This is a genomic window from Rhodococcus olei (genome assembly GCF_039540555.1).
Taxonomy (GTDB): domain Bacteria; phylum Actinomycetota; class Actinomycetes; order Mycobacteriales; family Mycobacteriaceae; genus Rhodococcus_G; species Rhodococcus_G olei.
In genome coordinates, this window is record NZ_BAABFB010000029.1 from 327,468 (window position 1) to 351,115 (window position 23,648).

Genomic DNA, 23,648 nt, shown 5'->3' on the forward strand with positions numbered 1-23,648 from the left:
GTCGCGGCGCGTAGCCTGATCCCATGTCTGTGCGCGCACCCCTCGTCCCCGGAACCGTCTCGCCGACCCTGGCCGTCCCCGCGACGATCGAGCGCCCCGAGTACGCGTGGAAGCCCACCGTCCGGGAGGGCAACGAGCCGTGGGTGCAGACCCCGGAGACCATCGAGAAGATGCGGTTGGCCGGCAAGATCGCGGCGCAGGCCCTGCAGGAGGCAGGCAGGGCCGTCGCACCCGGCGTCACCACCGACGAGCTCGACCGGATCGCGCACGAGTACATGATCGACCACGGCGCGTACCCGTCGACGCTGGGCTACAAGGACTTCCCGAAGTCGTGCTGCACCTCGCTGAACGAGGTGATCTGCCACGGCATCCCGGACTCCACGGTGGTCCAGGACGGTGACATCGTCAACATCGACGTCACCGCCTACATCGACGGCGTGCACGGTGACACCAACGCCACGTTCCTCGCCGGCGACGTCTCCGAGGAACACCGGCTGCTCGTCGAACGGACCCGCGAGGCCACCGCGCGCGCGATCAAGGCGGTCAAGCCGGGGCGCGAACTGAACGTGATCGGCCGGGTCATCGAGTCGTACGCCAACCGATTCGGGTACGGCGTGGTCCGCGACTTCACCGGCCACGGCATCGGCGAGACCTTCCACAACGGTCTGGTGATCCTGCACTACGACCAGCCGAACGTCGACACGATCATCGAACCCGGGATGGTGTTCACGATCGAGCCGATGATCAACCTCGGCACCGTCGACTACGAAATCTGGGACGACAACTGGACCGTCGTCACCCGGGACCGGAAGTGGACCGCGCAGTTCGAGCACACGATCGTCGTCACCGAGACGGGCGTGGACATCCTGACCCTGCCGTGAGGGGGTCGCTCCTCGTCGCCGGGACGACCTCGGACGCCGGCAAGAGCGTGCTCGTCGCCGGGCTGTGCCGGCTGCTGGCCCGCCGCGGAGTGTCGGTGGCGCCGTTCAAGGCGCAGAACATGTCCAACAACTCCGTCGTCACCCTCGACGGCGGGGAGATCGGCCGCGCGCAGGCGCTGCAGGCGCGCGCGTGCGGGCTCGAGCCGAGTGTCCGGTTCAACCCGGTCCTGCTGAAGCCGGGCGGCGACCGCACCTCGCAGCTGGTGGTCCGCGGCCGGGCCGTCGCCTCCGTCGGCGCCCGCGACTACATCACCCACCGGGAGTGGCTGCGCGGCGTCGTCGCCGACGAACTCGCTTCGCTGCGAGACGAATTCGACGTCGTGATCTGCGAGGGCGCGGGTTCGCCCGCCGAGATCAACCTCCGCGCCACGGACCTGGCGAACATGGGACTCGCCCGGGCCGCCGACCTGCCGGTCCTCGTCGTCGGCGACATCGACCGCGGGGGAGTGCTCGCGCACCTGTTCGGCACGGTCGCCGTCCTCGATCCCGGAGACCAGGCGCTGATCGCCGGGTTCGTCGTCAACAAGTTCCGCGGCGACGTCGCGCTGCTCGAACCGGGCCTGCGGCAGCTGAGGGACCTGACCGGTCGCCCCACGCTCGGGGTGGTCCCGTTCGCCGAGGGCCTGTGGATCGACGCGGAGGACTCGCTGTCCACGACACCCGACGCCCCGGTCGGCCGCCCCGCCCCGCCCCGCGGCCGGGAGTGGTTGCGGGTGGCCGCGATTCGGCTGCCGCGGGTGTCGAACGCGACCGACGTCGAGGCCCTCGCGTGCGAGCCCGGGGTGTCGGTGCACTGGGCGACCGAGCCGTCGCGGCTCGCCGACGCCGACCTGGTGGTGGTGCCGGGCAGCAAGGCCACGGTGTCGGACCTGGCGTGGCTGCGCCGGACGGGCCTGGCGGACGAGTTGGCCGCCCGGGCGGCGGCGGGCCGGCCCGTCCTGGGGATCTGCGGCGGCTACCAGATGCTCGGCCGGCGGATCGCCGACGACGTCGAGTCCGGTGCCGGCGCGGTGGACGGGCTCGGCCTGCTCGACCTCGACATCGAGTTCGCCGCCGACAAGGTGCTGCGCCGGGCGACGGGCACCGCGGACGGGATCGCGGTGTCCGGCTACGAGATCCATCACGGGCGCGTGGTGCGCAGCGGCGACGACCCGCTGCTCCGCCACGACGACGGGACACCGGAGGGCAGCGTGTGCGGCTCGGTGTTCGGCACCCACTGGCACGGACTGCTCGAGTCCGACGACTACCGGCGTCGGCTGCTGACCCGGATCGCCACGGCAACCGGACGCGATTTCGCCGTCGCGCCCGACACCTCGGTCGCCGCCGAACGCGCCGCCCAGCTCGACCTGCTCGCCGACCTCGTCGAGCGGCACCTCGACCTCGACGCGGTGGAGGCGCTGATCAACGGCGGTGCCCCGGCGGGCCTGCCGGTGATCGCGGCGGGCTTCGCGGCCGTGTGACCGCGCTTGTCGCCGCGGCGGCGCCGCTGCCGTGTACCGTCCGGACTCATGGAGTTGACGGAAGTGTCGGTCGGGGAGGTCGTCTACCCGGTTCGGGTCGCGGGTCCCGAGAGCGCCCACGTGGTCGTGCTGCTGCCCGGCGCGGGGGAGGACGGCTCCGTCTACGACGCCGTGTGTGAACGGCTGCACGACTCGGACCTGCGCACGGTGGTACCCGACACCATCGACGGCCTCGACGTCGCCGCGCTGCTCACCCTGCTCGACGGGCTCGGGCTCAGCTACGTGAATCTCGCCGGCGATCGGGAGGGTGCGGCACTCGCCTGGGAGGCCGCCGCCCGCACCTTCGGCCGGTTCAAGAGTCTCGTCGTCGCCGACAGTCCGCATCCCGCGGTCGCCGGTGGCGACTGCCCGTCCGTGGAGATCCCGTCCACCCTGCTCGTCGGCGGGCCAGACGCCCGCGCCGACGCCGACGCGAGCGGCCGGCACTGCTACTCCGACTTCCGGGTCGTCGAGCTCGGCGGGGTCGAATCGGTGCCCCGCGACGCGGCGGCCGCGTTCGCGACCGAGATCTCGCTTCGCACCAGCATGTGGTGACGCCCTCCGCGTCGTGGTACGTACGGACTCGGGCGCGCTCGAGTCGCGTCTGCGGGCGCACCCCTACGTACCGAGCGGTACCTCCGCTACCGGCTCGACCTGCCCGGCTGACCACCGCCACCGCACACCGACGCTGACGACTCGCCTCCACGCCGGCGGTCGACCGGCGGAGGATCGTTGACGTCATGGCTCCCCGAGGACCCGAGGATCTGATTCGCGCCGCGCGCGCGGCCGGAGTCGGCGACGAGCGCGTGCTCGACGCGCTCCGGCTGACCCCCCGGGCGGACTTCGTCCCGCGCATCCACGTCGCGTCGGCATACCTCGACGAGCCGGTGCGCATCAGCCACGACCAGGTGACCACGCAGCCCTCGCTGTCCGCCCGCATGCTCGACGGCCTCGCCCTGACGGGCGACGAACACGTGCTCGAGGTCGGCACCGGGCTGGGATTCCAGACCGCGCTGCTGGCCCGGCTGGCCGCGGATGTGGTGAGCATCGAGTGGTGGCCCGACATGACCGAGCAGGCGCGGGCAAGCCTCGACCGGCAGGGCATCCGCAACGTCGAACTCCTGGTCGGGGACGGTGGTGTCGGTGTGCCCGAGCACGCCCCATACGACGGGGTCCTCGTCTCGGCCGCCTTCCCCGAGGTGCCCGAGCCTCTGGTCCACCAGCTGCGGGTCGGCGGCCGGCTCGTGCAGCCGATCGGGCCCGGCGGCCACGAGGAGGTGGTGCTCTTCGAACGCACCGAGGGTGGGCTGGAACGACGAAAGGTCCTCACCCTGGCCAGGTTTGTCCGCCTGCGCGGCCGATACGGCTATCGGTCCTGAACCGTCGCCGCGTCCGGCTCAGTCGCAGATCGCCGCGATGACCGCCCTGCCAACCCAGGCCGAGTAGCGCTCGAGCGCCCAGCCCCGGGCGACGACCAGCCGATCGTAGGTGTCGATCGCCATGTAGTTCCACAGCACGTCGCGAACTTCGTCGAGGTCGATGCCGTCGCGGAGTTGCCCGGTGTCCAGCAGCTGGCGGCCGATGATCGTGGCGCCGACCAGGGCCTCGTTGCTCAATTGGTCCCACACGGCGACGAGTGAGTCGTCGACGTGGCGACCGTCGCGAATCAACCGTTGGACCCGCGCCGAGCGGTCCTGGCGTCGTGCCAGACCCCGGACGAAGAGTTCGATCTTGCGGCGCACGTCGGGCTCGGCGCGCACGGCGATCTGCTCGGGTCGTTCGGCGACCGGCACGGGTTCGTCGTCGCCGGCGATGACGTGGTCGAACACCGCCTTGGCCAGCTCCGCTTTGCTTCCGAAGTACTTGTAGAGCCCCTTCACCGAGACGCCCGCGTGGTCGGCGACCGCGGCCAGGGTCGTCGGTCGGAAGCCGTCGCGCTCGAACAACTCCCGGGCCGCAGCGACGACGGCGCGCCGGTTGTCGCGTGCGCGCTGGCGTCGGCGCGTCGCGTCGTATCGCCTCTTGACTTCGGTCACGGCCAGTCCAACACTTTTAGGTGCAACGGCATTGTACCGAATTTGGGCCTCGTCCCAGTCGATCGCGCAACGGGCGTCGGGTCCGGATAGTGCATCGTGATCCGTTGCATGGCACCGGTTTCCGCGGTGAATTCGACATTCACGCCACTTCCGGTCCGGGGGAGCACGGACCTGCCGGAGTCGATCCGAGGAGGTCGAGGCGGAGGGGTGGCCGACGGGAGCAACCGGTACCCGAACCCTGGACCGACGGCGTCACCCCGGCGGAACGCGAGGTGATCGTCGGCGTGGTACCGGCCGTACCGCGCTTCGTACTCCTGCACGGCTTCGGGCCGCGGTACCGAGCAAGGCCGCTCTGCTGTGGGGGAAGGGGCCCGCCGCCGCCGTGCGGTCGCTGAGCCTGTCGGCAAGCGCCGCCGAGTGACCGCGGAGACGGTCACTCGGCGTGCCTACAGTCCGAGCAGGGCGTTCTCCACGACCTCGGTCAGTGCCGGGTGAATCCAGTACTGGCCCAACGCCATCTCTCGGGCGGGCAGCCCGAAGCTCATCGCCTGGATCAGCGGCTGGATCAGCGTCGACGCCTGCGCTCCGATGATGTGCGCGCCGACGAGTCGGCCGGTGTCACGGTCGGCGATCACCTTGCACAGGCCCTCGTCGTCCTCCATCGCCCAGCCGTACGCGACGTCCGCGTAGCGCTGCACCTTCACCCCGACGTTCAGGCCCCGTTCGCGGGCCTGCGCCTCGGTCAACCCGACCGAGGCGATCTGCGGGTCCGTGAACACGGCCGCAGGCACGAACCGGTGATCGGTGCGCACCAGGTCGGCGTCACCGCGCCAGGCGTCGCGCAGCAGGTTCTCCTGCACCACCCGCGCCTCGTGGTTCGCGACGTGCTTGAGTTGGTGCGGTGACGACACGTCACCGAGCGCGAACACGCCCTCGGCGGTGGTGCGCTGGAATTCGTCGACGACCACCCGGCCCTGGTCGTCGACCTCCACGCCAGCGGTGTGGGCATCGAGCCGGTCGCCGTTCGGGACCCGTCCGGTCGCGACGAGCAGGGTGTCGCCGGCGACGACGGTGCCGTCGGCGAGTGCCACCTCCACGCGCGCGGCGTCTCCGCGCACCTCCGCGACCGGGTTGCCCAGGTGCACATCCCATTTGGCGCGCGCCACGTCGGTGAACCGCTGCGAGACGTCGGTCTCGAGGTCACGCAGCAGACGCTCGCCGCGGCCGATGATCGACACCCTGCTTCCGAGCGCGGAGAAGACGTGCGCGAACTCGGACGCGATGAAACCACTGCCCACGATCACCAGGTGCCCGGGCAGGTCCGGCAGTCGCATGATGTCGTCGTTGGTGACGTACGGGGCCCCGCTGCGAGCGACCTCGTCCGGGATGATCGGCCGCGAGCCCGCCGCGATCACCACCTGGCCCGCGGTGATCACCTCCCCGGTCCCGGTGCGGATCGTCCTGGGTCCGACGAACGTCGCGTAGCCGGAGAACAAGGTGGTGTTCGGGTTCTCGTCGCGCCGGTAGCGCTCCCCGCCCTCCGAGATCGGGTCGATCCGGTCGAACACCCGGCTCACGATGTCGGGCCAGCGGACCTTCTCGATCCGTGCGTCGATGCCGAAATCGGCGGCCTCGCGGACCGTCCGTGCAACCTCGGCGGCGTAGACGAACATCTTCGTCGGGATGCACCCGACGTTCAGGCAGGTGCCACCGAACGTGCCGCCCTCGCAGATCGCCACCCGCATGTCGGCGAAGCGGTCGTCGAGAATGGTGTTGCCGGAACCGGATCCGATGATCGCCAGGTCGAAGTGCCGGGTCATGCGCCGAGCTCCGGGACGCCCTGCCCCTCCAGCCACGCCAGCCACTGGTCGACCTCGTCGAACGCCTGCTTCCGCGGCACCTCCCGGGACAGGAACACGTCGTGTCGGGCGCCCTCGATCGGGACGATCGTGGTGCGGTCGCCGAGGCAGCCGGCCCAGCGGGCGATCTGCTTTACGTCGAGGACGAGGTCCGCGACCTCCGACTTCTCGGTGTACCGCACGGAGTAGTGCGTCGCCTTCGACCGCAGGACGAGCGACGGCACTCCGATGTCGAGTCCGCGGTGCAGGACCGCCTGCGCCCGCCGGATCGCCCGCAGCCAGCCGAACGTGACACCGAAGCCGCGCAACGGTTTCCACTCGAGGTCGTAGTCCCACTCGCCGCCGTGGTCGCGGTGCAGGGTGCGGCCGTACACGTCGATCGGCGGTTGCTTGAGTTCGAGTTTGTCCTTGACCCGTCCGACGGTGCGGATCGCGACGGTGCCGAGGGTGCGCACGTAGGACGGGCCCTGCAGGTCGAACCACGGGCTGTTGAGGATCAACCCGGTCACACCCGCGCCGGCGGCGCCACCGGGACGCCGGTTCACCCGGTCCAGCCACATCGGCAGGATCAGGCCGCCCGTCGAGTGGGCGGTCAGCAGCACCGGTCCGCCCCCGACCTGGTCACGGACCGTCTCCAGGGCCCAGTCCAGCTCCGCGTCGTACAGTGCGAGATCCGTCACGAAGTGCGGCGTCTGGCCCGGCCGCCGGGACCGCCCGCACTTGCGCAGGTCGAGCGCGAAGAAGTCGTAGCCCTGGTCGCGGAAGTGCTCGGCGACGTGGGTCTGGAAGAAGTAGTCGGTGAATCCGTGCACGTAGAGGACCGCACGGCGGCCCGGGACCGCGCCCGCGGGGCGGTGCCGGACCAGGGTGGCGACGATCTCGCCCTCCCCGTCGGGGTCCTCTCCGAGCGTCAACGTCGTCTGCTCGTATCCGTCACCGAGGAGGTCGGGTGCCCAGGTAGTCACAGATCACAATCGTAGTGTGTATTCGGAGCGGTTTCCGTGGCGCACAATTGAGGCGAGGTCAACCCCGCACATACGCGCGGGTAACCTATCCGTGCAGTCGGCGAGACTGCCGCTGCCAATGGACAAGGAAGTCGATTTTCCAGTGTCAGACAACACCGCGGTACAGACCAAGACCGATGTAGTGCTCGTGGGTGCGGGCATCATGAGCGCCACCCTCGGGGCGATCCTCCGGCAGCTTCAGCCGGATTGGTCGATCAGCGTGTTCGAGCGCCTCGACGCGGCCGCTGCCGAGAGCAGCGACCCGTGGAACAACGCCGGCACCGGTCACTCGGCGCTGTGCGAGCTCAACTACACGCCCGAGAACAAGGACGGCTCCGTCGACATCGCCAAGGCGATCAACGTCAACGAGCAGTTCCAGGTCTCGCGGCAGTTCTGGTCGTACGCGATCGAGAACGGCATCCTGACCGAGCCCAAGGAGTTCGTCAACCCGATCCCGCACGTCAGCTTCGTGCACGGGGCCGAGAACGTGAAGTACCTGCGGGCCCGCTACGACGCACTCGCCGGCCACCCGCTGTTCGCCGGCATGGAGTACACCGAGCGACCCGACGAGTTCGCCAAGCGGCTGCCGTTGATGGCCAAGGGCCGTGACTTCTCGGACCCGGTCGCCCTGAACTGGACGGACGGCGGCACCGACGTCGACTTCGGCGCCCTGACCAAGCAGTTCCTCGGACACATCGGCGCGTCCGGTGGCAGCGTGTACTTCGGTCACGAGGTGCGGAACGTGTCCAAGCAGTCCGACGGCAGCTGGACCCTCAAGGTCGTCAACCAGCGCACCGGCGACAAGAAGACGGTCAACGCGAAGTTCGTGTTCGTCGGCGCCGGCGGCGGCGCGCTGCACCTGCTGCAGAAGTCCGGCATCGCGGAGGCCAAGGGCTTCGGTGGCTTCCCGGTCAGCGGCCAGTTCCTGCGCTGTACCAACCCGGAGCTCATCGCGCAGCACCGCGCCAAGGTGTACGGCAAGGCCGCGGTCGGCGCGCCCCCGATGTCGGTTCCGCACCTCGACACCCGCGTGATCAACGGACAGCAGGGCCTGCTGTTCGGCCCGTACGCGGGCTGGTCGCCCAAGTTCCTCAAGCAGGGCAAGGTCACCGACCTGCCCGGTTCCGTCAAGCCCAACAACCTCCTGTCGATGCTCGGTGTCGGCCTCACCGAGCTGGGTCTGACCAAGTACCTCATCGGCGAGCTCCTGCAGTCGCCCGCGGACCGCATCGAGACCCTGCGTGAGTTCGTGCCCCGCGCCACCGCCGGCGACTGGGAGCTGATCACCGCGGGCCAGCGCGTCCAGGTCATCCGCAAGAAGGGCAGCGGCGGCGTCCTCGAGTTCGGCACCGCGGTCATCAGCGCCGCCGACGGCACCATCGCCGGCCTGCTCGGTGCCTCCCCGGGCGCGTCCACCGCGGTCCCCGCGATGCTCGACGTCCTGCAGCGCTGCTTCGGCGACCGCTGGTCGTCGTGGGAGCCGCAGCTCAAGCAGATGGTGCCCTCGCTGGGCCTGAAGCTGTCGGACAACGAGTCCCTGTTCCGCGAGGTGTGGGACTGGAGCAACCGCGTGCTGGAGCTCGAGGAGCCCGCCGTGGTCGCCACCGCCGCCACCGCCTGATTCCCGGCCCGCTCACCGGCCGCCACCTGCCCACCCGGGCCAGGTGGCGGCCGGTGTCGTGTCGGGGGATAGAGTTCGCCTCGAACATTGTGTTCCCCGCCGCGGGGAAGTCCTGTGCGAATCAGGCACGGTCCCGCCACTGTGACGGCCGCAGGCACCGCCCGCCGCGACCGGAAGTCAGATCGCCGCGGTGGGGGGAGGAACGGCCGACCCCCGGCGCGGAAACCGGGGAGTGAGGGGAACGACGCTGTGGTGCAGCAGGATTCGGTGAGGGAACCGGGATTCCCGTTCAGTGCGATCGTCGGTCAGGATCAGCTGCGGCTGGCGCTGGTGTTGTGCGCGGTCCACCCCGGCATCGGGGGTGTGCTGGTCCGCGGCGAGAAGGGCACCGCCAAGTCCACGGTGGTGCGGGCCCTCGCGGCGCTGCTGCCGCCGACGTCGGGTGGGACCCGGGCCCGGCTGGTCGAGTTGCCGGTCGGTGCGACCGAGGACCGGGTCGTCGGCTCCCTGGACCTGGAGAAGGTGCTGCGCGACGGGGAGCGGGCGTTCCAGCCCGGACTGCTGGCCGCCGCCCACGACGGTGTCCTGTACGTCGACGAGGTGAATCTGCTGCACGACCACCTGGTGGACGTGCTGCTCGACGCCGCGGCGATGGGCCGCGTCCACGTCGAACGCGACGGCGTCTCGCACAGCCACCCCGCCCGCTTCGTGCTTGTCGGGACGATGAACCCGGAGGAGGGGGAGCTCCGCCCGCAGCTGCTCGACCGGTTCGGTCTGGCCGTCGACGTCGCTGCGTCCCGGGACGTCGACGTCCGCATGCAGGTGGTGCGCCGTCGCCTGGACTTCGAAGCGGACCCCGCCGGGTTCGCCGCGCGGCACGCCGATGCCGACGCCGCGACCGCCGCCCGCATCGCCGCCGCCCGCGCCGCGCTGCCGGGAGTCGCGCTGCCGGACCGCGAGCTGCGCCGCATCGCCGCACTGTGCGCATCGTTCGACGTCGACGGCATGCGCGCGGACCTGGTCCTCGCCCGCACCGCCACCGCGCATGCCGCGTGGCGCGGCGCGGCCGAGGTCGGCGAGGAGGACGTCCGGGTCGCGGCCGAGCTGACGCTGCCGCACCGCCGCCGCCGGGACCCGTTCGACGAGCCGGGGCTCGACCCGCAGCAGCTCGACGACGCGATGCGCGACGCCGACGAGCAGGCGCGGCAGCAGCCGGAACCCGACCCCGATCCCGACCCGGACGGTCCCGGCGGCGGCGCGCCGCCGCCGGGGTCCGACGGCACCGACGCCGCCACGGGTGAACGGGCCGAGCCCGAGGCCACCGACCCGTCCGGTCCCGGCCCGGCGAAGGAACGCCCCGTCGGGTCGCCCTCCGCGCAGTTCCGCACCCGGCTGCTCACCGTCCCCGGCGTCGGTGAGGGCGCTCCCGGCCGGCGGTCGCGCTCGCGGTCCCCGCAGGGCCGGACCGTGCGGGCCACGACCGAACCCGGACGCGGCCTGCACCTCGTCGGCACCCTGTTCGCGGCCGCCGAACACCAGGTCGCGCGGGGTCGCCGCGACGGCCGAATGGTGTTGGCGCCCGGCGACATCCGCGGCGCGGTGAAGGAGGGCCGCGAGGGCAACCTGATCGTGTTCGTCGTCGACGCGTCCGGCTCGATGGCCGCCCGCGACCGGCTGTCCGCCGTCACGGGTGCCGTCGTGTCGTTGCTGCGCGACGCCTACCAGCGGCGCGACAAGGTCGCGGTGATCACGGTCCGGGGTGCGTCCGCCGACCTGGTGCTGCCGCCGACGTCGTCGGTCGACGTGGCGGTGCGGCGACTGCGGTCGCTGCGTACCGGCGGCAAGAGTCCGCTTGCGCAGGGCTTCCTGAAGGCCCGCGAGGTGGTGCTACGGGAGCGGGTGCGCGACCCGCAGCGGCGCGCGATGGTCGTGACCCTCACCGACGGTCGCGCCACCGGCGGCACCGACCCCGTGCACCGCGCGCGGGTCGCGGCCGGCCTGCTCGCCGACGCGTCGGTCGCGTCGGTCGTCGTCGACTGCGAGAGCGGGATGGTGCGGCTCGGGTTGGCCGCGGACCTCGCCCGGGCGCTGCGCGGGGCGTGCATCCGGCTCGCCGAACTGTCCGCCGAACAGGTCGCCGGCGTCGTCCGCGCCGCCGCCTGACCCGACGTCGCTCCGAGGAGAGGAACTCAGCCATGCCCAAGGGGATTCCCGAGAACGTTCCCGACGACGGCCTGACCACCCGGCAGCGGCGCAACGCGCCGGTCCTCGCCGTGCACACCGGCCCCGGCAAGGGCAAGTCCACCGCCGCGTTCGGGATGGCCCTGCGGGCGTGGAACCAGGGATTCGACATCGGTGTGTTCCAGTTCGTCAAGTCCGCGAAGTGGAAGGTCGGGGAGGAGGCCGCGTTTCGGGCGCTCGGCGACCTGCACGCCGCCACCGGCGTCGGGGGGGCCGTGCAGTGGCACAAGATGGGCGACGGCTGGTCGTGGACCCGCAAGAAGGGCGAGGACGAGGACCACGCCCGCGTCGCGCTCGACGGCTGGCACGAGGTGGCGCGCCGAATCGCGAACGAGGAACACAAGTTCTACGTCCTCGACGAGTTCACGTACCCGCTCAAGTGGGGCTGGGTCGACGTCGACGAGGTGGTCGACGTCCTGGTGAACCGGCCCGGAGCCCAGCACGTGGTGATCACCGGCCGGGACGCGCCGCAGGCGCTGCTCGACGCCGCCGACCTGGTCACCGAGATGACGAAGATCAAGCACCCGATGGACGCCGGCCGCAAGGGACAGCGGGGCATCGAGTGGTGACTCCCGCCGTCGTGATCGCCGCGCCGGCATCGGGCAGCGGAAAGACCACGATCGCAACGGGTTTGATCGGCGCGCTGCGCGCGTCGGGTGACCGGGTGGCACCGTTCAAGGTCGGTCCGGACTACATCGACCCCGGCTACCACGGCCTGGCGGCGGGCCGGGTCGGCCGCAACCTGGACCCGGTGCTCGTCGGCGCCGACCGGATCGGGCCGCTGTACCGGCACGGCAGCGCGGGCTGCGACATCGCCGTCGTCGAGGGCGTGATGGGCCTGTTCGACGGCAAGATCGCCGATTCGGCGGCAGGGGTCGACGGCGCGTGGGGCGCTGCCGAGGGTTCCACCGCGCAGGTGGCCGGCCTGCTCGGAGCGCCGGTGGTGCTGGTCGTCGACGCGCGCGGACACAGCCAGTCGCTCGCCGCGGTCCTGCACGGCTTCGCCACGTTCGATCGCGACGTGCGCATCGGCGGGGTGATCCTCAACCGGGTCGGCAGCGCCCGGCACGAGCAGGTGCTGCGACAGGCGTGCGAGAAGGTCGGCGTCCCGGTTCTCGGTGTCGTCCCGCGGCTGGCCGAGCTGGCCGTGCCGTCGCGGCACCTCGGACTGGTCACGGCCGTCGAGCACGGCGGCGCCGCGACCGCCGCGGTCGCCGCGATGACCGAGCTGATCGCCCGGCACGTCGACCTGGCCGCGGTCCGGACGCTGGCGTCGTCGGCGGTCACCGCGCCGGCCTGGGATCCGGTCGTCGAGGTCGGGGGCCGCCGTGACGGTGCGGCCGCGTCCGGCCCGGTCGTGGCGGTCGCGGGTGGGGCCGCGTTCACGTTCGGGTACGCCGAGCACCGCGAACTGCTCGAAGCGGCCGGGGCCCGCGTCCACGTGTTCGACCCCGCCACCGACGAGCTGCCGGACGGGGTGTCGGGTCTGGTGCTGCCGGGCGGCTTCCCGGAGGAGCATGCCGCGGCGCTGGCCGCGAACAGCGTGCTGCTGACGTCGGTGCGGCAGCTCGCCCGTCGCGGTCTGCCGATCCACGCCGAGTGCGCCGGTCTGCTCTATCTCACGGCCGCGCTCGACGGACACCGGATGACCCGGGTGATCGACGTCGAGGCGAGCTTCGGGTCCACCCTGACCCTCGGCTACCGGGAGGCGGTCGCGCTGGCGCCGTCGGTGTTGTTCGAGGCCGGGGACCGGGTGGCGGGTCACGAGTTCCATCGCACCGCGCTGGGCGAGCGGGCCGTGGACGGGTGGGATCCGGCGTGGGGGTGGCGCGTGGGCGGCGTCGCCACCCGCGAGGGTTTCGTCGGCGGTGGTGTGCACGCGTCGTACCTGCACACCCACCCGGCGGGTCACCCCGCTTCGATCCGCCGGTTCGTCGCCGCGGCAAGGGAATTCGAGATCAAGAATGGCTGACCTCGTGGTGGGTGTCGGGCTGCGCGACGGTGTCGGACCCGACGCCGTGCTCGACGCGATCAGCGCCGTCGTCGACGACCCGGCGGATCTCCGCGCGCTCGCCACCCTCGACCGCAAGGCGACCGAGTCGTCGGTGGCGAGCGCGGCCGCCGAACTCGGGGTGCCGGTGCTCGGCTACGCCGCGACCGAACTCGCGGGCGTCGAGGTCCCGACGCCGTCCGGCCGCGTCGCGGCGGAGGTCGGCACGCCGAGCGTGGCGGAGGCCGCGGCGGTGCTCGGATCCGGTGGGGGTGACCTGCTGGTCCGCAAGCGTGCCCGCGATGGCGTCACCGTCGCGGTCGCCCGTACTGTTTGGTAACCCACAGACCGACGAAGGAGAAGTGCAGTGGCAGCAGACGAGACGAACTATCTCGTCGGTCTGAACCTGGCCGGCCGCAAGGTGGTCGTGGTCGGCGGTGGCACCGTGGCCCAACGCCGCCTCGGCCTGCTCGTGGCGTCGGGTGCCCGGGTCCACGTGATCGCCCGGACCGTCACCCCCGCCGTGGAGGGCATGGTCACCGGCGGGCAGGTCACCGCGGAGCTGCGGGACTACGCCGACGGCGACCTCGACGGCGCCTGGTACGCGATCGCCTGCACCGACGAACCGGACACGAACGCGGCGGTCGTCGCGGAGGCCGAGGGTCGGCGGATCTTCTGCGTCCGCGCCGACAACGCGAAGCTGGGCACCGCCGTCACCCCGGCCAGTGCCTCGTTCGACGGGCTCGAGGTCGGGGTCTTGGCCGGCGGTGCGCACCGGCGCTCGGCGGCGGTGCGCACCGCGATCGTCGAGGCCCTGCAGGCCGGCACCCTCACCGACGACGAACCGCACGCACCCGGCGTCGCGCTTGTCGGCGGCGGTCCCGGTGATCCCGACCTGATCTCCGTCCGTGGCCGGCGCCTGCTCGCCCGCGCCGACGTCGTCGTCGCCGACCGGCTCGCGCCGCCGGAACTGCTCGCCGAACTCGGCCCGCAGGTGGAGGTGATCGACGCCGCGAAGATCCCGTACGGCCGGGCGATGGCCCAGGAGGCGATCAACACCGCGCTGATCGAGAACGCGAAGGCCGGCAAGTTCGTGGTCCGGCTCAAGGGCGGTGACCCGTTCGTGTTCGGCCGCGGGTACGAGGAGCTCGAGGCGTGCGCCGAGGCCGGGGTGCCGGTCACGGTCGTCCCGGGCATCACCAGCGCCATCGCGGTCCCGTCCGCGGCCGGGATCCCGGTCACGCACCGCGGTGTCACCCACGAGTTCGTCGTGGTCAGCGGCCACGTCGCCCCCGACCACCCCGACTCGCTGACCGACTGGCCGGCGCTGGCGAAGTTGCGGGGCACGATCGTGATCCTGATGGGGGTCGAACGGATCGAGAAGTTCGCGGCCGCGCTCGTCGACGGCGGCCGGCCCGCCGGCACCCCGGTCACGGTGGTCCAGGAGGGCACCACCCGATCGCAGCGGGAACTGCGCGCCGACCTGGGGACCGTCGCCGCGCGGGTGCGGGAGGAGAACATCCGCCCGCCCGCGATCATCGTCGTCGGTCCGGTGGCGGGCTTCTCGCTGGGCGATCGGTAGCGTGGGTGGCCGTGTCTGACTCCACTGCCGTGAAGTACCCGGTCACCACGCGGGCGTTCGGTCTCGCCATCGTCGTGCTCAGCGGCATGCAGCTGATGATGGTGCTCGACGGCACGGTGGCCTCGCTCGCGCTCGCCCGCATCCAGGAGGACCTCGGGCTCAGCGACTCGGGCCGCAACTGGGTGATCACCTCCTACGCCCTCACGTTCGGCGGGTTGATGCTGCTCGGCGGCCGGCTCGGCGACGCGTTCGGGCGCAAGCGGGTCTTCATCGGCGGCGTCGCCCTGTTCACCGTCGCCTCGCTGCTGTGCGGACTCGCGATGAACGAGGGCATGCTGGTCGCCGCACGGGCGTTCCAGGGCGTCGGGGCGGCGATCGCCTCGCCGACCGCGATGGCGCTGGTCGCGACGACGTTCGCGCCGGGGCCGGTGCGCAACCAGGCGATCGCGATCTTCGCCGCGATGACCGGGGTCGGGTCGGTGACCGGCCTGATCGTCGGTGGCGCGTTGACCGAGGTGTCGTGGCGGTGGATCTTCCTGATCAACGTGCCGATCGGGCTGGCGATCCTGGCGCTGGCCTTCGGTGCGCTCACCGAGACCGCCGGTGAGCGTCTGCAGCTGGACGTGCCGGGTGCGGTCCTGGCGACCCTCGGCTGCACCGCCGTCGTGTTCGGGTTCACCGAAGGGCCCGAGATGGGATGGGGTTCTCCGGCGGTTCTCGCCGGGCTGGTCGGCGGCGCCGCCCTGCTGGCCGCGTTCCTGGTGGTCGAGCGGCGCGCCGAGAACCCGCTGCTGCCGTTCTCGTTGTTCCGGAATCGGGACCGGGTCGCGACGTTCGTCGCGATCGCGTTCATCGGCATGGTGATGTTCAGCCTGGCCCCGTTCGTGGCGTTGTTCGTCCAGGACGTCCTCGGCTTCACCCCGCTGCGGGCCGGGCTCGCATTCGTGCCGTTCGCGGGCGGGCTGGGTACCGCGGCGTTCGTCGCATCGAAACTCGCGGTGCGCGTCCAGCCGCGCTGGCTGGTCGTCGCCGGAGCGCTGATCACGTTCGTCGGCCTGCTGTACGGCGCCACCCTGGACGGGTCCGCGACGTATCTCGGTGATCTCCTCGTCCTCGTCCTCGGCGTCGGATTCGGTGTCGGGCTGGCCGTCGTCCCGTTGCCGCTGTGCGCGATCGCGGGCGTCGGTCCGCACGAGATCGGACCGCTGACCGCGATCGCTCAGGTCGCGCAGGTGCTGTTCGGTCCGGTCGGACTCGCGGTCGTCGGTGCGATGGCCACCTCGCGCACCCTCTCGCGCGGCGGCGTGTCCGGTGCGGTCGCCGACATGACGCCGCAGCAGCTCGACGCGCTCGGCCAGGGCTACACCTTCGCGCTGTTCGGGTGCGCGGTCCTCGCCGCGCTCGCCGCGCTCACCGCGCTGTTCATCCGCTTCACCCCCGAGCAGGTCGCGCAGGCGCAGGCCGCGGAGAAGGCCGCGCAGCAGGCGTAGCGGAGGGCTCAGCCCGCGTCCTCCGACGGGTGCAGGTGGGCCCGTTTGCCGTCGTGGTCGAAGATCTCGAGGATCTCGACCGGCCCACCGTGCGCGGACACGCGGTGCGGCACCATCGTCGAGAACTCGGCGGCCTGCCCGGCCTCGACCAGGATGGTGCGCTCGCCGAGCTGCAGCGATGCGGTGCCGGACAGGACCGTGAACCACTCGCGGCCCGGGTGCACCCCGAGCGGTCCGGCCGGCTTGTCCGGGGTGATGCGCATCTTCGCGACCGTGACGCCCTGCAGGCTGCTCTCGCGGGAGAGCAGCCAGGTGGTCACGCCGCGGAGCTGCTGGGGCTGCGGGCGGATCACCACGTCCTCGTCTCCGGGCGATTCGACGAGCTGATCGAGTGTCGTGTCGAGGGCCCGCGCGATCGGCACCAGCTGGTCGAGGGCGATCCGTCGGTGTCCGGTCTCGATGCGGCTGAGCGTCGACGGACTCAGGTGGCAGCGGGCGGCGAGGGCGTCGAGCGACCAGCCGCGTGCCAGGCGCAGCCCCCGGATCCGTCGGCGGATCACGTCCTCCAGACCATCTTCTTGCGTCATGGGCAAGATCGTATGCCTAGTCGGCATGATGCGGCTAGGTTGGAGTCATGCACCAGCACGCACACCACCACCCCCACCACGGGCACGGGCACGGGCACGACGATGCCGGGCTCGCCGAGACGCTCGACCTCGACGCCGAGGCGCTCGGCCCGGTGCTCGACGAGGTGACGAGGTGGGCGAGCCGGTTCGCCCCGGACGAGGTGCGCACGGTCGCCGACATCGGTGCCGGCACCGGCACCGGCACGCTGGCGCTCGCCCGGCGTTTCGCCGCGGCCGACGTCGTCGCGATCGACCGGTCCGAGACGATGCTCGACCGCGTCCGCGACGCGGCGGTCGGGCGGGGACTGGCCGACCGGCTTCGGCTGGTGCGGGCCGACCTCGACACCGGGTGGCCCGCGGTCGGCGCGGTCGACGTGGCGTGGGCGTCGTCGTCGCTGCACGAGGTCGCCGACCCGGACCGGCTGCTGCGCGAGGTCCGGGACACCCTGACCCCCGGCGGACTCCTGGTGGTCGTCGAGATGGACGGGTTGCCGCGGTTCCTGCCCGACTCGCTCGGCAACGGGCTCGAGGCACGCTGCCACGCCGTGCTGTCCGAGTCCGGGTGGAATGCGCACCCGGACTGGCGGCCGCACCTGGAGCGGGCCGGGCTCGAGGTCGCCGACCAGCGCACCTTCGCCGTCGACCGGCCGGCGCCGACGAACGGTCGGTACGCGCGAGTGTTCCTGGCTCGGGTCCGTGACTTCCTCGCCGACAAGCTGGACGCCGGCGACCTCGCAACCCTCGACCACCTGCTCTCCGAGAGCAACGCCGACTCGCCGTTGCACAGCGAGGGCCTGAGGATCCGCGGCAGCCGGACCGTCTGGGCGGCCCGGCGCGGATGAGCGCGGGCGGGCGACCGAACGCGGTCAGGTCAGGATGACGAACTCGGTGGGGGAGGCGATCTCCACCGTCAGGCCCGCCTTGGCCGCGACGCGGGCCACGCCCTTCACGTCGGACGGTTCGGCGCGGGAGACGACGAGCGCGCGGGCCAGCAGACCCTTGTGGTGCTTGTTGAAGTGGCTGACGACCGACCGGCTGCCGTCCGGCTTCTCGGTGAGCACCGTCGCGGTCACCGCACCCGGCACCGGGCCGAGCTGCTGGTAGGTGCCCGACCTCAGGTCCACGACCAGGCCCTCGTCCTCGGCGTCCAGCGCGGGCGCCAGCTCCGGCTTCCACAGCGACTGCAGGGTGCCCATACCGGGCAGCTTCGACCCTCCCGACAGCCGGTAGGCGGGGATCGGGTCGCCGGCCCGCACGACCCCGAACAGCGCGGACCCGATCGCCAGGCGCGAGAGTGCCTTGGCCTTCTGCGCGCGGGTGAACGACCGCGCGTCGAGCGCGTCGAACAGCACGCCGGTGTAGCGCTCGAGCGCCGGCCGGGTGGGGGAGGTCCACAGCGCGGCGTTGCGGGCGATCTCGTCGGCCTGCCCGGCGCTCAGACCCAGCGCCCGGCTCGACGCCTCGACGTCCGCGGCGAGCTCGACGAGCGTGTCGACGAGCAGTTCCCGGGTGGCGGTGAGCTTGGGCAGGGACAGCTCCCCGAGGTCGAGCGGGGCGCCCTTGCCGCCGTCGGACTTGGTCTCGGAAGGGGGCAGCAGAACCAGCACGGGCGGTAACGGTACCGGGCCGCAGCCGACGGCCGACGCCCCGACTATCCTGATACCCCGTGATCACCCGCCTGTCTCAGCTGTTCCTGCGCACGCTTCGCGACGACCCGGCCGACGCCGAGGTTCCGAGCCACAAGCTGCTCGTCCGTGCCGGCTACGTCCGTCGCATCGCGCCGGGCGTGTACTCGTGGCTGCCGCTGGGCCTGCGGGTGCTGCGGGAGGTCGAGCGCGTGGTCCGCGAGGAGATGGACGCCATTGGCGCCCAGGAGATCTCGCTGCCCGCCCTGCTGCCGCGCGACCCGTACGAGACGTCGAACCGGTGGACCGAGTACGGCGACGGCCTGTTCCGGCTGCAGGACCGCAAGGGCAACGACTACCTGCTCGGGCCCACCCACGAGGAGATGTTCGCACTCACGGTCAAGGGTGAGTACAACTCCTACAAGGACTTCCCGGTCACCCTCTACCAGGTGCAGACCAAGTACCGCGACGAGGAGCGTCCGCGTGCAGGCATCCTGCGCGGCCGCGAGTTCGTGATGAAGGACTCCTACTCCTTCGACCTGACCGACGAGGGTCTGGCCGCCTCCTATCAGGCGCACCGCGACGCCTACGAGCGGATCCTGCAGCGTCTCGGCGTGTCGTACGTGATCGTGTCCGCGACGTCCGGCGCGATGGGCGGCAGCGCCTCCGAGGAGTTCCTGGCGGAGTCCGAGGTCGGCGAGGACACCTACGTCCGCTGCGTCGAGTCCGGGTACGCCGCCAACGTCGAGGCCGTGACCACGCCGGCGCCGGCGCCGATCCCGTTCGACGGGCTCCCGGAGGCGGTCGTCCACGAGACCCCCGACGCCCCGACGATCGCCACGCTCGTGCACTGGGCCAACTCGGCCGGCGTGACGCTCGACGGGGGCCGTCCGGTCGCCGCGGCCGACACCCTCAAGAACATCGTCGTCAAGACCCGGCGTCCGGGCGAGGAGTGGGAGCTGCTCGGCATCGGCATCCCGGGCGACCGCGAGGTGGACGACAAGCGGCTGGAGGCCTCGCTCGAGCCGGCCGAGGTGGAGCTGCTCACCGAGGCCGACTTCGCCGCGAACCCCTTCCTGGTGAAGGGCTACATCGGTCCGAAGGCGCTGCTGGACAACGGGGTTCGCTACCTCGTCGACCCGCGCGTGGTGGACGGCACCGCCTGGATCACCGGCGCCGACGCGCCGGGCAAGCACGTCGTCGGTCTCGTCGCCGGCCGCGACTTCACCCCCGACGGCACGATCGAGGCCGCCGAGGTCCGCGACGGCGACCCGTCCCCGGACGGTGCCGGTCGGCTGGTCGCCGCCCGCGGAATCGAGGTCGGCCACGTCTTCCAGCTCGGCCGCAAGTACACCGACGCGTTCGAGGTGAACGTGCTCGGCGAGAACGGCAAGCCGGTCCGTCCGACGATGGGCTCCTACGGCATCGGCGTCTCCCGCCTCGTCGCGGTGATCGCCGAGCAGCAGCACGACGACAAGGGCCTGCGCTGGCCGGCCGAGGTCTCGCCGGCGGACGTGCACCTGGTGATCGCGAACAAGGACGACGCCGCCCGCGAGGGCGCCGAGGCACTCGCCGCGCAGCTCGACAAGGCCGGGCTGTCGGTGATCCTCGACGACCGCAAGGCCTCGCCCGGCGTGAAGTTCAAGGACTCCGAACTGCTCGGCGTCCCGCTGATCGTCGTCGTCGGCCGCGGCTACGCCGACGGCAACGTCGAACTGCGCGACCGGTTCACCGGCGAGTCCCGCGAGGTGCCCGCCGAGACCGCGCTCGACGAGGTCCTCGCGATCGTCCGCAGCTGAGCGCCGCCGCCTGGGAGTGATGTTCACCCCGACCGGGGTGAACATCACTCCCAGGCACCGCGGGCGCCCCGTTTCAGTCCGCCGGGTCCGCCGCGATCCGTCGCTCGTACGCCGCCCGGTCGGCGTCGACCTCGAGGAAGACGCGGTCCAGTCCGATCCAGCGCCGCACCGCGGTGGCCACCGGCCGCGGAAACAGGTGCCACACGGCGCTTCCCGTCGACAGCCGCCCCGGTACCACCGCCTGCCTGCGGCCCCGGCGCAGCACCGTCACCACGGTGGCGGCGACCCGCTCCGGCGGGATCGGCCGGGTCAGCGGCCCCGGCTTCGTCCCCGAGATCAGCTCGGTGTTCGTGAACGAGGGCAGGATCGTCGACACCCGCACCCCCCGGCCCGCGAGTTCGGCGTCCAGTGCCTCGCCGAACCCGACGACCCCGAACTTGGTTCCCGTGTACACGGCCATGCCGGGGGCCGGCATCCGGCCCGCGATCGACGCGACGTTCACGATCCGCCCCCCGCCCCGCGCGACCATGCGACGGGCCGCGGCGCGGGCACCGTTCATCCCACCGAGCAGGTTGACGTCGACGGCGCGACGGACCACGGCGTCGTCCTGCTCGAGAACCGGACCGATCGGCATGATGCCGGCGTTGTTGACCCACACGGTGACCGGACCGAGCCGGCCCTCGACCTCGTCCAGGAACGCCTCGACGGACACCGGGTCGGTGACGTCGAGACGGGCGGCGAGGACGCCCAGTTCGGCGGCGGTCGCCGCGGCCCGGTCGGTGTCGACGTCACCGATCGCGACCCTGGCCCCGGCCTCCTGCAGGGCCACCGCGACCGCCCGGCCGATGCCGCGGGCGCCTCCGGTCACGACCGCCACCCGGCCGGTCAGCTCGACACCGTTCATGCGTGGCTCTCCTGCACCTCGTCGCCGGTTCGGCGCGGGACACCGGCGGCGGCCACTTCGTTGCGGACCAGGGCGGTCGCGGTGCGCGGGTTCATCGAGTGCCTCCGGCGCGGCGGCCCAGGGTCAGGCGGGCACGCAGGTTCAGCACGCGCAGCAGTGGCGCGCGGAAACGGTCGGGGTAGGCGGTGGGCACCCGCTGTGCGGTGACGGTCTGCGGCTCGGTGTAGCGGACGATCCCCTCGCGGCCGTGCCGGCGTCCGACGCCGCTGGCGCGCATCCCGCCCATCGGTGCGTCGAGCGCGGCGATCGCCGACAGATACCCGTCGTTGACGTTCACCGAACCCGCCACGATCCGTTCCGCAATTCGTCTGCCCCGCTCCAGGTTCCGCGTCCAGACGCTGGCGCTGAGACCGTACTCGCCCTCGTTCGCGAGCCGGACCGCCTCGTCGTCGGAGGCCACGCGGTACACCGACACCACGGGGCCGAAGGTCTCCTCCGCGTACACCGCCATGTCGGCGGTGACGTCGGCGAGGACCGTCGGCTCGAAGAACAGCGGTCCCAGATCCGGGCGAGCGCGGCCACCGGTCAGCACGGTCGCGCCCTTGGCGACGGCGTCCTCGACGTGCCGGGTGGTGGTCGCGAGTTGGCGCGGCGACGTCAGCGACCCCATGTCCACGTCGTACGCGTACCCGGGGCCGAGCCGCATCCGGCGGACCCGGCCGATCAGTGCCGCCACGAATCGCGGGTGCACCGACTCGTGCACGTAGATCCGTTCGAGGCCGATGCACATCTGGCCCGCGTTGGAGAAGCAGGCCTGGACCGCGCCGGTGGCCGCGGCGTCGATGTCGGCGTCCGCGCACACGATCATCGGGTTCTTGCCGCCCAGTTCGAGGGACGCCCCGATCAGCCGGTCCGCGCAGCGTCGCGCGATCCCGCGTCCGGTGGCGGTGGACCCGGTGAAGCAGAGGTGATCGACGGCATCGACCACGGCCGAACCGATCTCGGCACCGGGGCCCGCGACCACCTGCCACACCTGTGGCGGAATTCCCGCGTCCACCGCCAGTTTCCGGGCCAGCAGCAGTGTCCACGGCGCCTGCGAGTCGGCCTTGCTCAGCACCGCGTTGCCCGCGACGAGGGCCGGGATCACGTCGCCGACGGCGAGGAACAGCGGATAGTTCCACGGCGCGATCACCCCGACCAGGCCCTTCGGCCGATACCCGACCCGGGCGGTGACCACGCCGGGCACCGCGGTGCTCGCACGCCGTTCACGCAGGTGGCCGGCGCCGGTGCGGCCGTAGTAGGCGGCCACCGAGATCACCCCCTGCACCTCGATCGCGGCGTGGACCCGGGCCTTGCCGGTCTCCCACTGCATCAGGTCGCAGAGCAGGTCGTGGTTGTCGATCAGGGTCCGCGCGAAGCGCCGTGCGACCCGCTCGCGTTCCCGGATCGGGACGGCCGCCCAGGTCGCCTGGGCTCGCCGCGCGGAGCGCGCCACGTCGGTGACCGCGGCCGGATCTGCCTGGGGGACAGCGGGAAGCGCGGTTCCGGTGAACGGTGCCCGCGCGGCTCGCCGGGTGGTCGACGGGGGAAGCTGCGCGCGGAGGGCGTCGATCAGGGCCGGAGTGACCGCGCGCGGATGATCGGCGGCGGGGGGATCGCCGACCTCGGGTGTACCGACGGACGTCACGGAAGGATGTCTCCTCGTTCGGAGTGGGGGGATCCCGGGCGGGAGGTGAAGCCGTCGCCGGCCGGGCGTGTGCGGTGAAGAGGTGTGTTGCGGTGTGAGGGGGCGTTCCGCGGTCAGCAACGGCGGAGGCGCGTCACCACACGAGACGGACGAGGTACCGCTCGGCGTACTGCCGCACGGCCTCCTGGTCCGAGATGTCCAGCTGCCCATGTGGATTGAGCATCAGGGAGACCGCGATGCGGACCAGGATCTCCGCGACCGCGCTCAGGTCCTCGTCCGACATCGTGACGCCGCTGCGGCGCAGCGTCACCGCGACCTGGGCGGCGGCCTGGACGGTCGGTGCACCGTCGGTGCGGTTCGTGAGCCCGAGGATCAGTTCGGGTTCGCTCTCGAGAATCCGGGCGACCAGCGGCATCTCCTGCGCGAGGCGGACGCCGCGCGTGAAGCACTCGACCACCGCGCTGCGCGGGTCCCGGTCCGCGGCCACCCGGTCGAGTTCCGCGAAGAAGGCCGCGGTGTCGCGCAGGACGAGCGTCTCCACCAGTGCGTCCTTGTTCGGGAACCGCCGGTAGAGCGTGCTGCGGGAAATGCCGGCCCGGCGGGCGATGTCGTCCATGTTGGTGCGCCGGATGCCGTAGCGCTCGAACTCCGCCCGCGCCGCGTCGAGCATCGCCGTCTCCGGTGACACGGGCGTCGCGGTGCGTTCGGCTGGTGTGGGCATCGGGTGGAGCATATCGGTCGCCG

At 72.0% G+C, this 23,648-nt stretch carries 21 protein-coding genes and 1 riboswitch; of the genes, 13 read left to right on the plus strand and 8 right to left on the minus strand.

The genetic code is table 11. From position 1 onward, the window contains the following. Positions 1 to 23: 23 nt before the first annotated feature. The 4 genes from map (at position 24) to ABD951_RS08060 (ending at position 3,819) form a co-directional block, all read left to right on the plus strand. Positions 24 to 881, plus strand: a complete 858-nt coding sequence (gene map, locus ABD951_RS08045; protein ID WP_345343391.1) for a type I methionyl aminopeptidase — start codon at positions 24 to 26, stop codon at positions 879 to 881. Beyond that, positions 878 to 2,401 carry a cobyric acid synthase gene (locus ABD951_RS08050; protein ID WP_345343393.1) on the plus strand — a complete coding sequence of 508 codons (1,524 nt, stop codon included), beginning with the start codon at positions 878 to 880 and terminating at the stop codon, positions 2,399 to 2,401. The genes map and ABD951_RS08050 overlap by 4 nt, the downstream gene beginning before the upstream one ends. A 48-nt stretch (positions 2,402 to 2,449) precedes the next feature. After that, complete coding sequence (locus ABD951_RS08055; protein ID WP_345343395.1) at positions 2,450 to 2,995, plus strand: alpha/beta hydrolase; 546 nt, start codon at positions 2,450 to 2,452, stop codon at positions 2,993 to 2,995. A 185-nt stretch (positions 2,996 to 3,180) separates the two neighbouring features. Then, positions 3,181 to 3,819: a protein-L-isoaspartate O-methyltransferase family protein gene (locus tag ABD951_RS08060; protein ID WP_345343397.1), complete on the plus strand. Its 639-nt coding sequence runs from the start codon at positions 3,181 to 3,183 to the stop codon at positions 3,817 to 3,819. Between the two features lie 18 nt (positions 3,820 to 3,837). On the opposite strand, the gene ABD951_RS08065 is transcribed toward ABD951_RS08060, so the two are convergent. The 3 genes from ABD951_RS08065 to ABD951_RS08075 form a co-directional block, all read right to left on the minus strand. Then, entirely contained in the window at positions 3,838 to 4,476 is a 639-nt protein-coding gene (locus ABD951_RS08065) for a TetR/AcrR family transcriptional regulator (RefSeq protein WP_345343399.1), read from the minus strand. A 446-nt stretch (positions 4,477 to 4,922) separates the two neighbouring features. Then, positions 4,923 to 6,296 (minus strand): mycothione reductase, encoded by a 1,374-nt coding sequence (gene mtr, locus ABD951_RS08070; RefSeq protein ID WP_345343401.1) that lies wholly within the window; start codon positions 6,294 to 6,296, stop codon positions 4,923 to 4,925. After that, positions 6,293 to 7,300 (minus strand): alpha/beta hydrolase, encoded by a 1,008-nt coding sequence (locus ABD951_RS08075; RefSeq protein ID WP_345343403.1) that lies wholly within the window; start codon positions 7,298 to 7,300, stop codon positions 6,293 to 6,295. The genes mtr and ABD951_RS08075 overlap by 4 nt, the downstream gene beginning before the upstream one ends. Before the next feature lie 118 nt (positions 7,301 to 7,418). On the opposite strand from ABD951_RS08075, the gene mqo reads away from it, so the two are divergent. The 7 genes from mqo to ABD951_RS08110 all read left to right on the plus strand — a co-directional run bounded on the left by mqo (position 7,419) and on the right by ABD951_RS08110 (position 16,263). Further along, positions 7,419 to 8,960 (plus strand): malate dehydrogenase (quinone), encoded by a 1,542-nt coding sequence (gene mqo, locus ABD951_RS08080; protein WP_345343405.1) that lies wholly within the window; start codon positions 7,419 to 7,421, stop codon positions 8,958 to 8,960. 78 nt (positions 8,961 to 9,038) lie between these two features. Continuing rightward, a riboswitch (adenosylcobalamin (AdoCbl) riboswitch) is annotated at positions 9,039 to 9,163 on the plus strand. Positions 9,164 to 9,227: 64 nt separating this feature from the next. Then, positions 9,228 to 11,123, plus strand: coding sequence for a magnesium chelatase subunit D family protein (locus ABD951_RS08085; RefSeq protein WP_345343407.1), 1,896 nt, complete (start codon positions 9,228 to 9,230; stop codon positions 11,121 to 11,123). A gap of 32 nt (positions 11,124 to 11,155) precedes the next feature. Continuing rightward, positions 11,156 to 11,770, plus strand: coding sequence for a cob(I)yrinic acid a,c-diamide adenosyltransferase (gene cobO, locus ABD951_RS08090; protein ID WP_345343409.1), 615 nt, complete (start codon positions 11,156 to 11,158; stop codon positions 11,768 to 11,770). Then, positions 11,764 to 13,173 carry a cobyrinic acid a,c-diamide synthase CobB gene (locus tag ABD951_RS08095; protein ID WP_345343411.1) on the plus strand — a complete coding sequence of 470 codons (1,410 nt, stop codon included), beginning with the start codon at positions 11,764 to 11,766 and terminating at the stop codon, positions 13,171 to 13,173. The genes cobO and ABD951_RS08095 overlap by 7 nt, the downstream gene beginning before the upstream one ends. Next, a complete protein-coding gene (locus tag ABD951_RS08100) occupies positions 13,166 to 13,531 on the plus strand; it encodes a cobalamin biosynthesis protein (protein ID WP_345343413.1) in 366 nt (121 codons plus the stop codon). Before ABD951_RS08095 ends, ABD951_RS08100 begins: the two co-directional genes overlap by 8 nt. 27 nt (positions 13,532 to 13,558) lie before the next feature. Further along, on the plus strand, positions 13,559 to 14,773 hold the full coding sequence (gene cobA / locus ABD951_RS08105) for a uroporphyrinogen-III C-methyltransferase (protein WP_345343415.1): 1,215 nt from the start codon (positions 13,559 to 13,561) through the stop codon (positions 14,771 to 14,773). 86 nt (positions 14,774 to 14,859) lie between these two features. Then, the gene (locus ABD951_RS08110) at positions 14,860 to 16,263 is read left to right on the plus strand and encodes an MFS transporter (protein ID WP_345343930.1); all 1,404 of its coding nucleotides are present in this window, start codon (positions 14,860 to 14,862) and stop codon (positions 16,261 to 16,263) included. 8 nt (positions 16,264 to 16,271) lie between these two features. Here ABD951_RS08110 and ABD951_RS08115 read toward each other — a convergent pair whose 3' ends face one another. After that, positions 16,272 to 16,850, minus strand: a complete 579-nt coding sequence (locus ABD951_RS08115; protein ID WP_345343417.1) for a helix-turn-helix domain-containing protein — start codon at positions 16,848 to 16,850, stop codon at positions 16,272 to 16,274. Positions 16,851 to 16,897: 47 nt separating this feature from the next. Between ABD951_RS08115 and ABD951_RS08120 the strand changes: the two genes are divergently transcribed. After that, positions 16,898 to 17,731: a class I SAM-dependent methyltransferase gene (locus ABD951_RS08120; protein ID WP_345343419.1), complete on the plus strand. Its 834-nt coding sequence runs from the start codon at positions 16,898 to 16,900 to the stop codon at positions 17,729 to 17,731. A gap of 24 nt (positions 17,732 to 17,755) precedes the next feature. On the opposite strand, the gene yaaA is transcribed toward ABD951_RS08120, so the two are convergent. Next, positions 17,756 to 18,496, minus strand: a complete 741-nt coding sequence (gene yaaA, locus ABD951_RS08125) for a peroxide stress protein YaaA (protein ID WP_345343421.1) — start codon at positions 18,494 to 18,496, stop codon at positions 17,756 to 17,758. A 59-nt stretch (positions 18,497 to 18,555) separates the two neighbouring features. Between yaaA and ABD951_RS08130 the strand changes: the two genes are divergently transcribed. Next, entirely contained in the window at positions 18,556 to 20,313 is a 1,758-nt protein-coding gene (locus ABD951_RS08130; RefSeq protein WP_345343423.1) for a proline--tRNA ligase, read from the plus strand. Positions 20,314 to 20,386: 73 nt separating this feature from the next. Here the strand turns inward: ABD951_RS08130 and ABD951_RS08135 are convergent, their stop codons facing one another. From ABD951_RS08135 to ABD951_RS08145, 3 genes are all read right to left on the minus strand, one after another. Beyond that, positions 20,387 to 21,217: an SDR family NAD(P)-dependent oxidoreductase gene (locus ABD951_RS08135; RefSeq protein WP_345343425.1), complete on the minus strand. Its 831-nt coding sequence runs from the start codon at positions 21,215 to 21,217 to the stop codon at positions 20,387 to 20,389. Between the two features lie 91 nt (positions 21,218 to 21,308). Then, positions 21,309 to 22,904, minus strand: a complete 1,596-nt coding sequence (locus ABD951_RS08140) for a succinic semialdehyde dehydrogenase (protein WP_345343427.1) — start codon at positions 22,902 to 22,904, stop codon at positions 21,309 to 21,311. A 133-nt stretch (positions 22,905 to 23,037) separates the two neighbouring features. Then, on the minus strand, positions 23,038 to 23,625 hold the full coding sequence (locus ABD951_RS08145; protein WP_345343429.1) for a TetR/AcrR family transcriptional regulator: 588 nt from the start codon (positions 23,623 to 23,625) through the stop codon (positions 23,038 to 23,040). Positions 23,626 to 23,648: the final 23 nt, after the last annotated feature.

What these genes read in the sequence shown, in the direction of transcription:
- map (WP_345343391.1), top strand. Translation starts at nt 24, where the DNA reads ATGTCTGTGCGCGCACCCCTCGTCCCCGGAACCGTCTCGCCGACCCTG.
- ABD951_RS08055 (WP_345343395.1), top strand. Translation starts at nt 2,450, where the DNA reads ATGGAGTTGACGGAAGTGTCGGTCGGGGAGGTCGTCTACCCGGTTCGG.
- ABD951_RS08060 (WP_345343397.1), top strand. Translation starts at nt 3,181, where the DNA reads ATGGCTCCCCGAGGACCCGAGGATCTGATTCGCGCCGCGCGCGCGGCC.
- mtr (WP_345343401.1), bottom strand. Translation starts at nt 6,296, where the DNA reads ATGACCCGGCACTTCGACCTGGCGATCATCGGATCCGGTTCCGGCAAC.
- mqo (WP_345343405.1), top strand. Translation starts at nt 7,419, where the DNA reads ATGGACAAGGAAGTCGATTTTCCAGTGTCAGACAACACCGCGGTACAG.
- cobO (WP_345343409.1), top strand. Translation starts at nt 11,156, where the DNA reads ATGCCCAAGGGGATTCCCGAGAACGTTCCCGACGACGGCCTGACCACC.
- ABD951_RS08100 (WP_345343413.1), top strand. Translation starts at nt 13,166, where the DNA reads ATGGCTGACCTCGTGGTGGGTGTCGGGCTGCGCGACGGTGTCGGACCC.
- ABD951_RS08110 (WP_345343930.1), top strand. Translation starts at nt 14,860, where the DNA reads ATGCAGCTGATGATGGTGCTCGACGGCACGGTGGCCTCGCTCGCGCTC.
- ABD951_RS08115 (WP_345343417.1), bottom strand. Translation starts at nt 16,850, where the DNA reads ATGACGCAAGAAGATGGTCTGGAGGACGTGATCCGCCGACGGATCCGG.
- ABD951_RS08120 (WP_345343419.1), top strand. Translation starts at nt 16,898, where the DNA reads ATGCACCAGCACGCACACCACCACCCCCACCACGGGCACGGGCACGGG.
- ABD951_RS08135 (WP_345343425.1), bottom strand. Translation starts at nt 21,217, where the DNA reads ATGAACGGTGTCGAGCTGACCGGCCGGGTGGCGGTCGTGACCGGAGGC.
- ABD951_RS08145 (WP_345343429.1), bottom strand. Translation starts at nt 23,625, where the DNA reads ATGCCCACACCAGCCGAACGCACCGCGACGCCCGTGTCACCGGAGACG.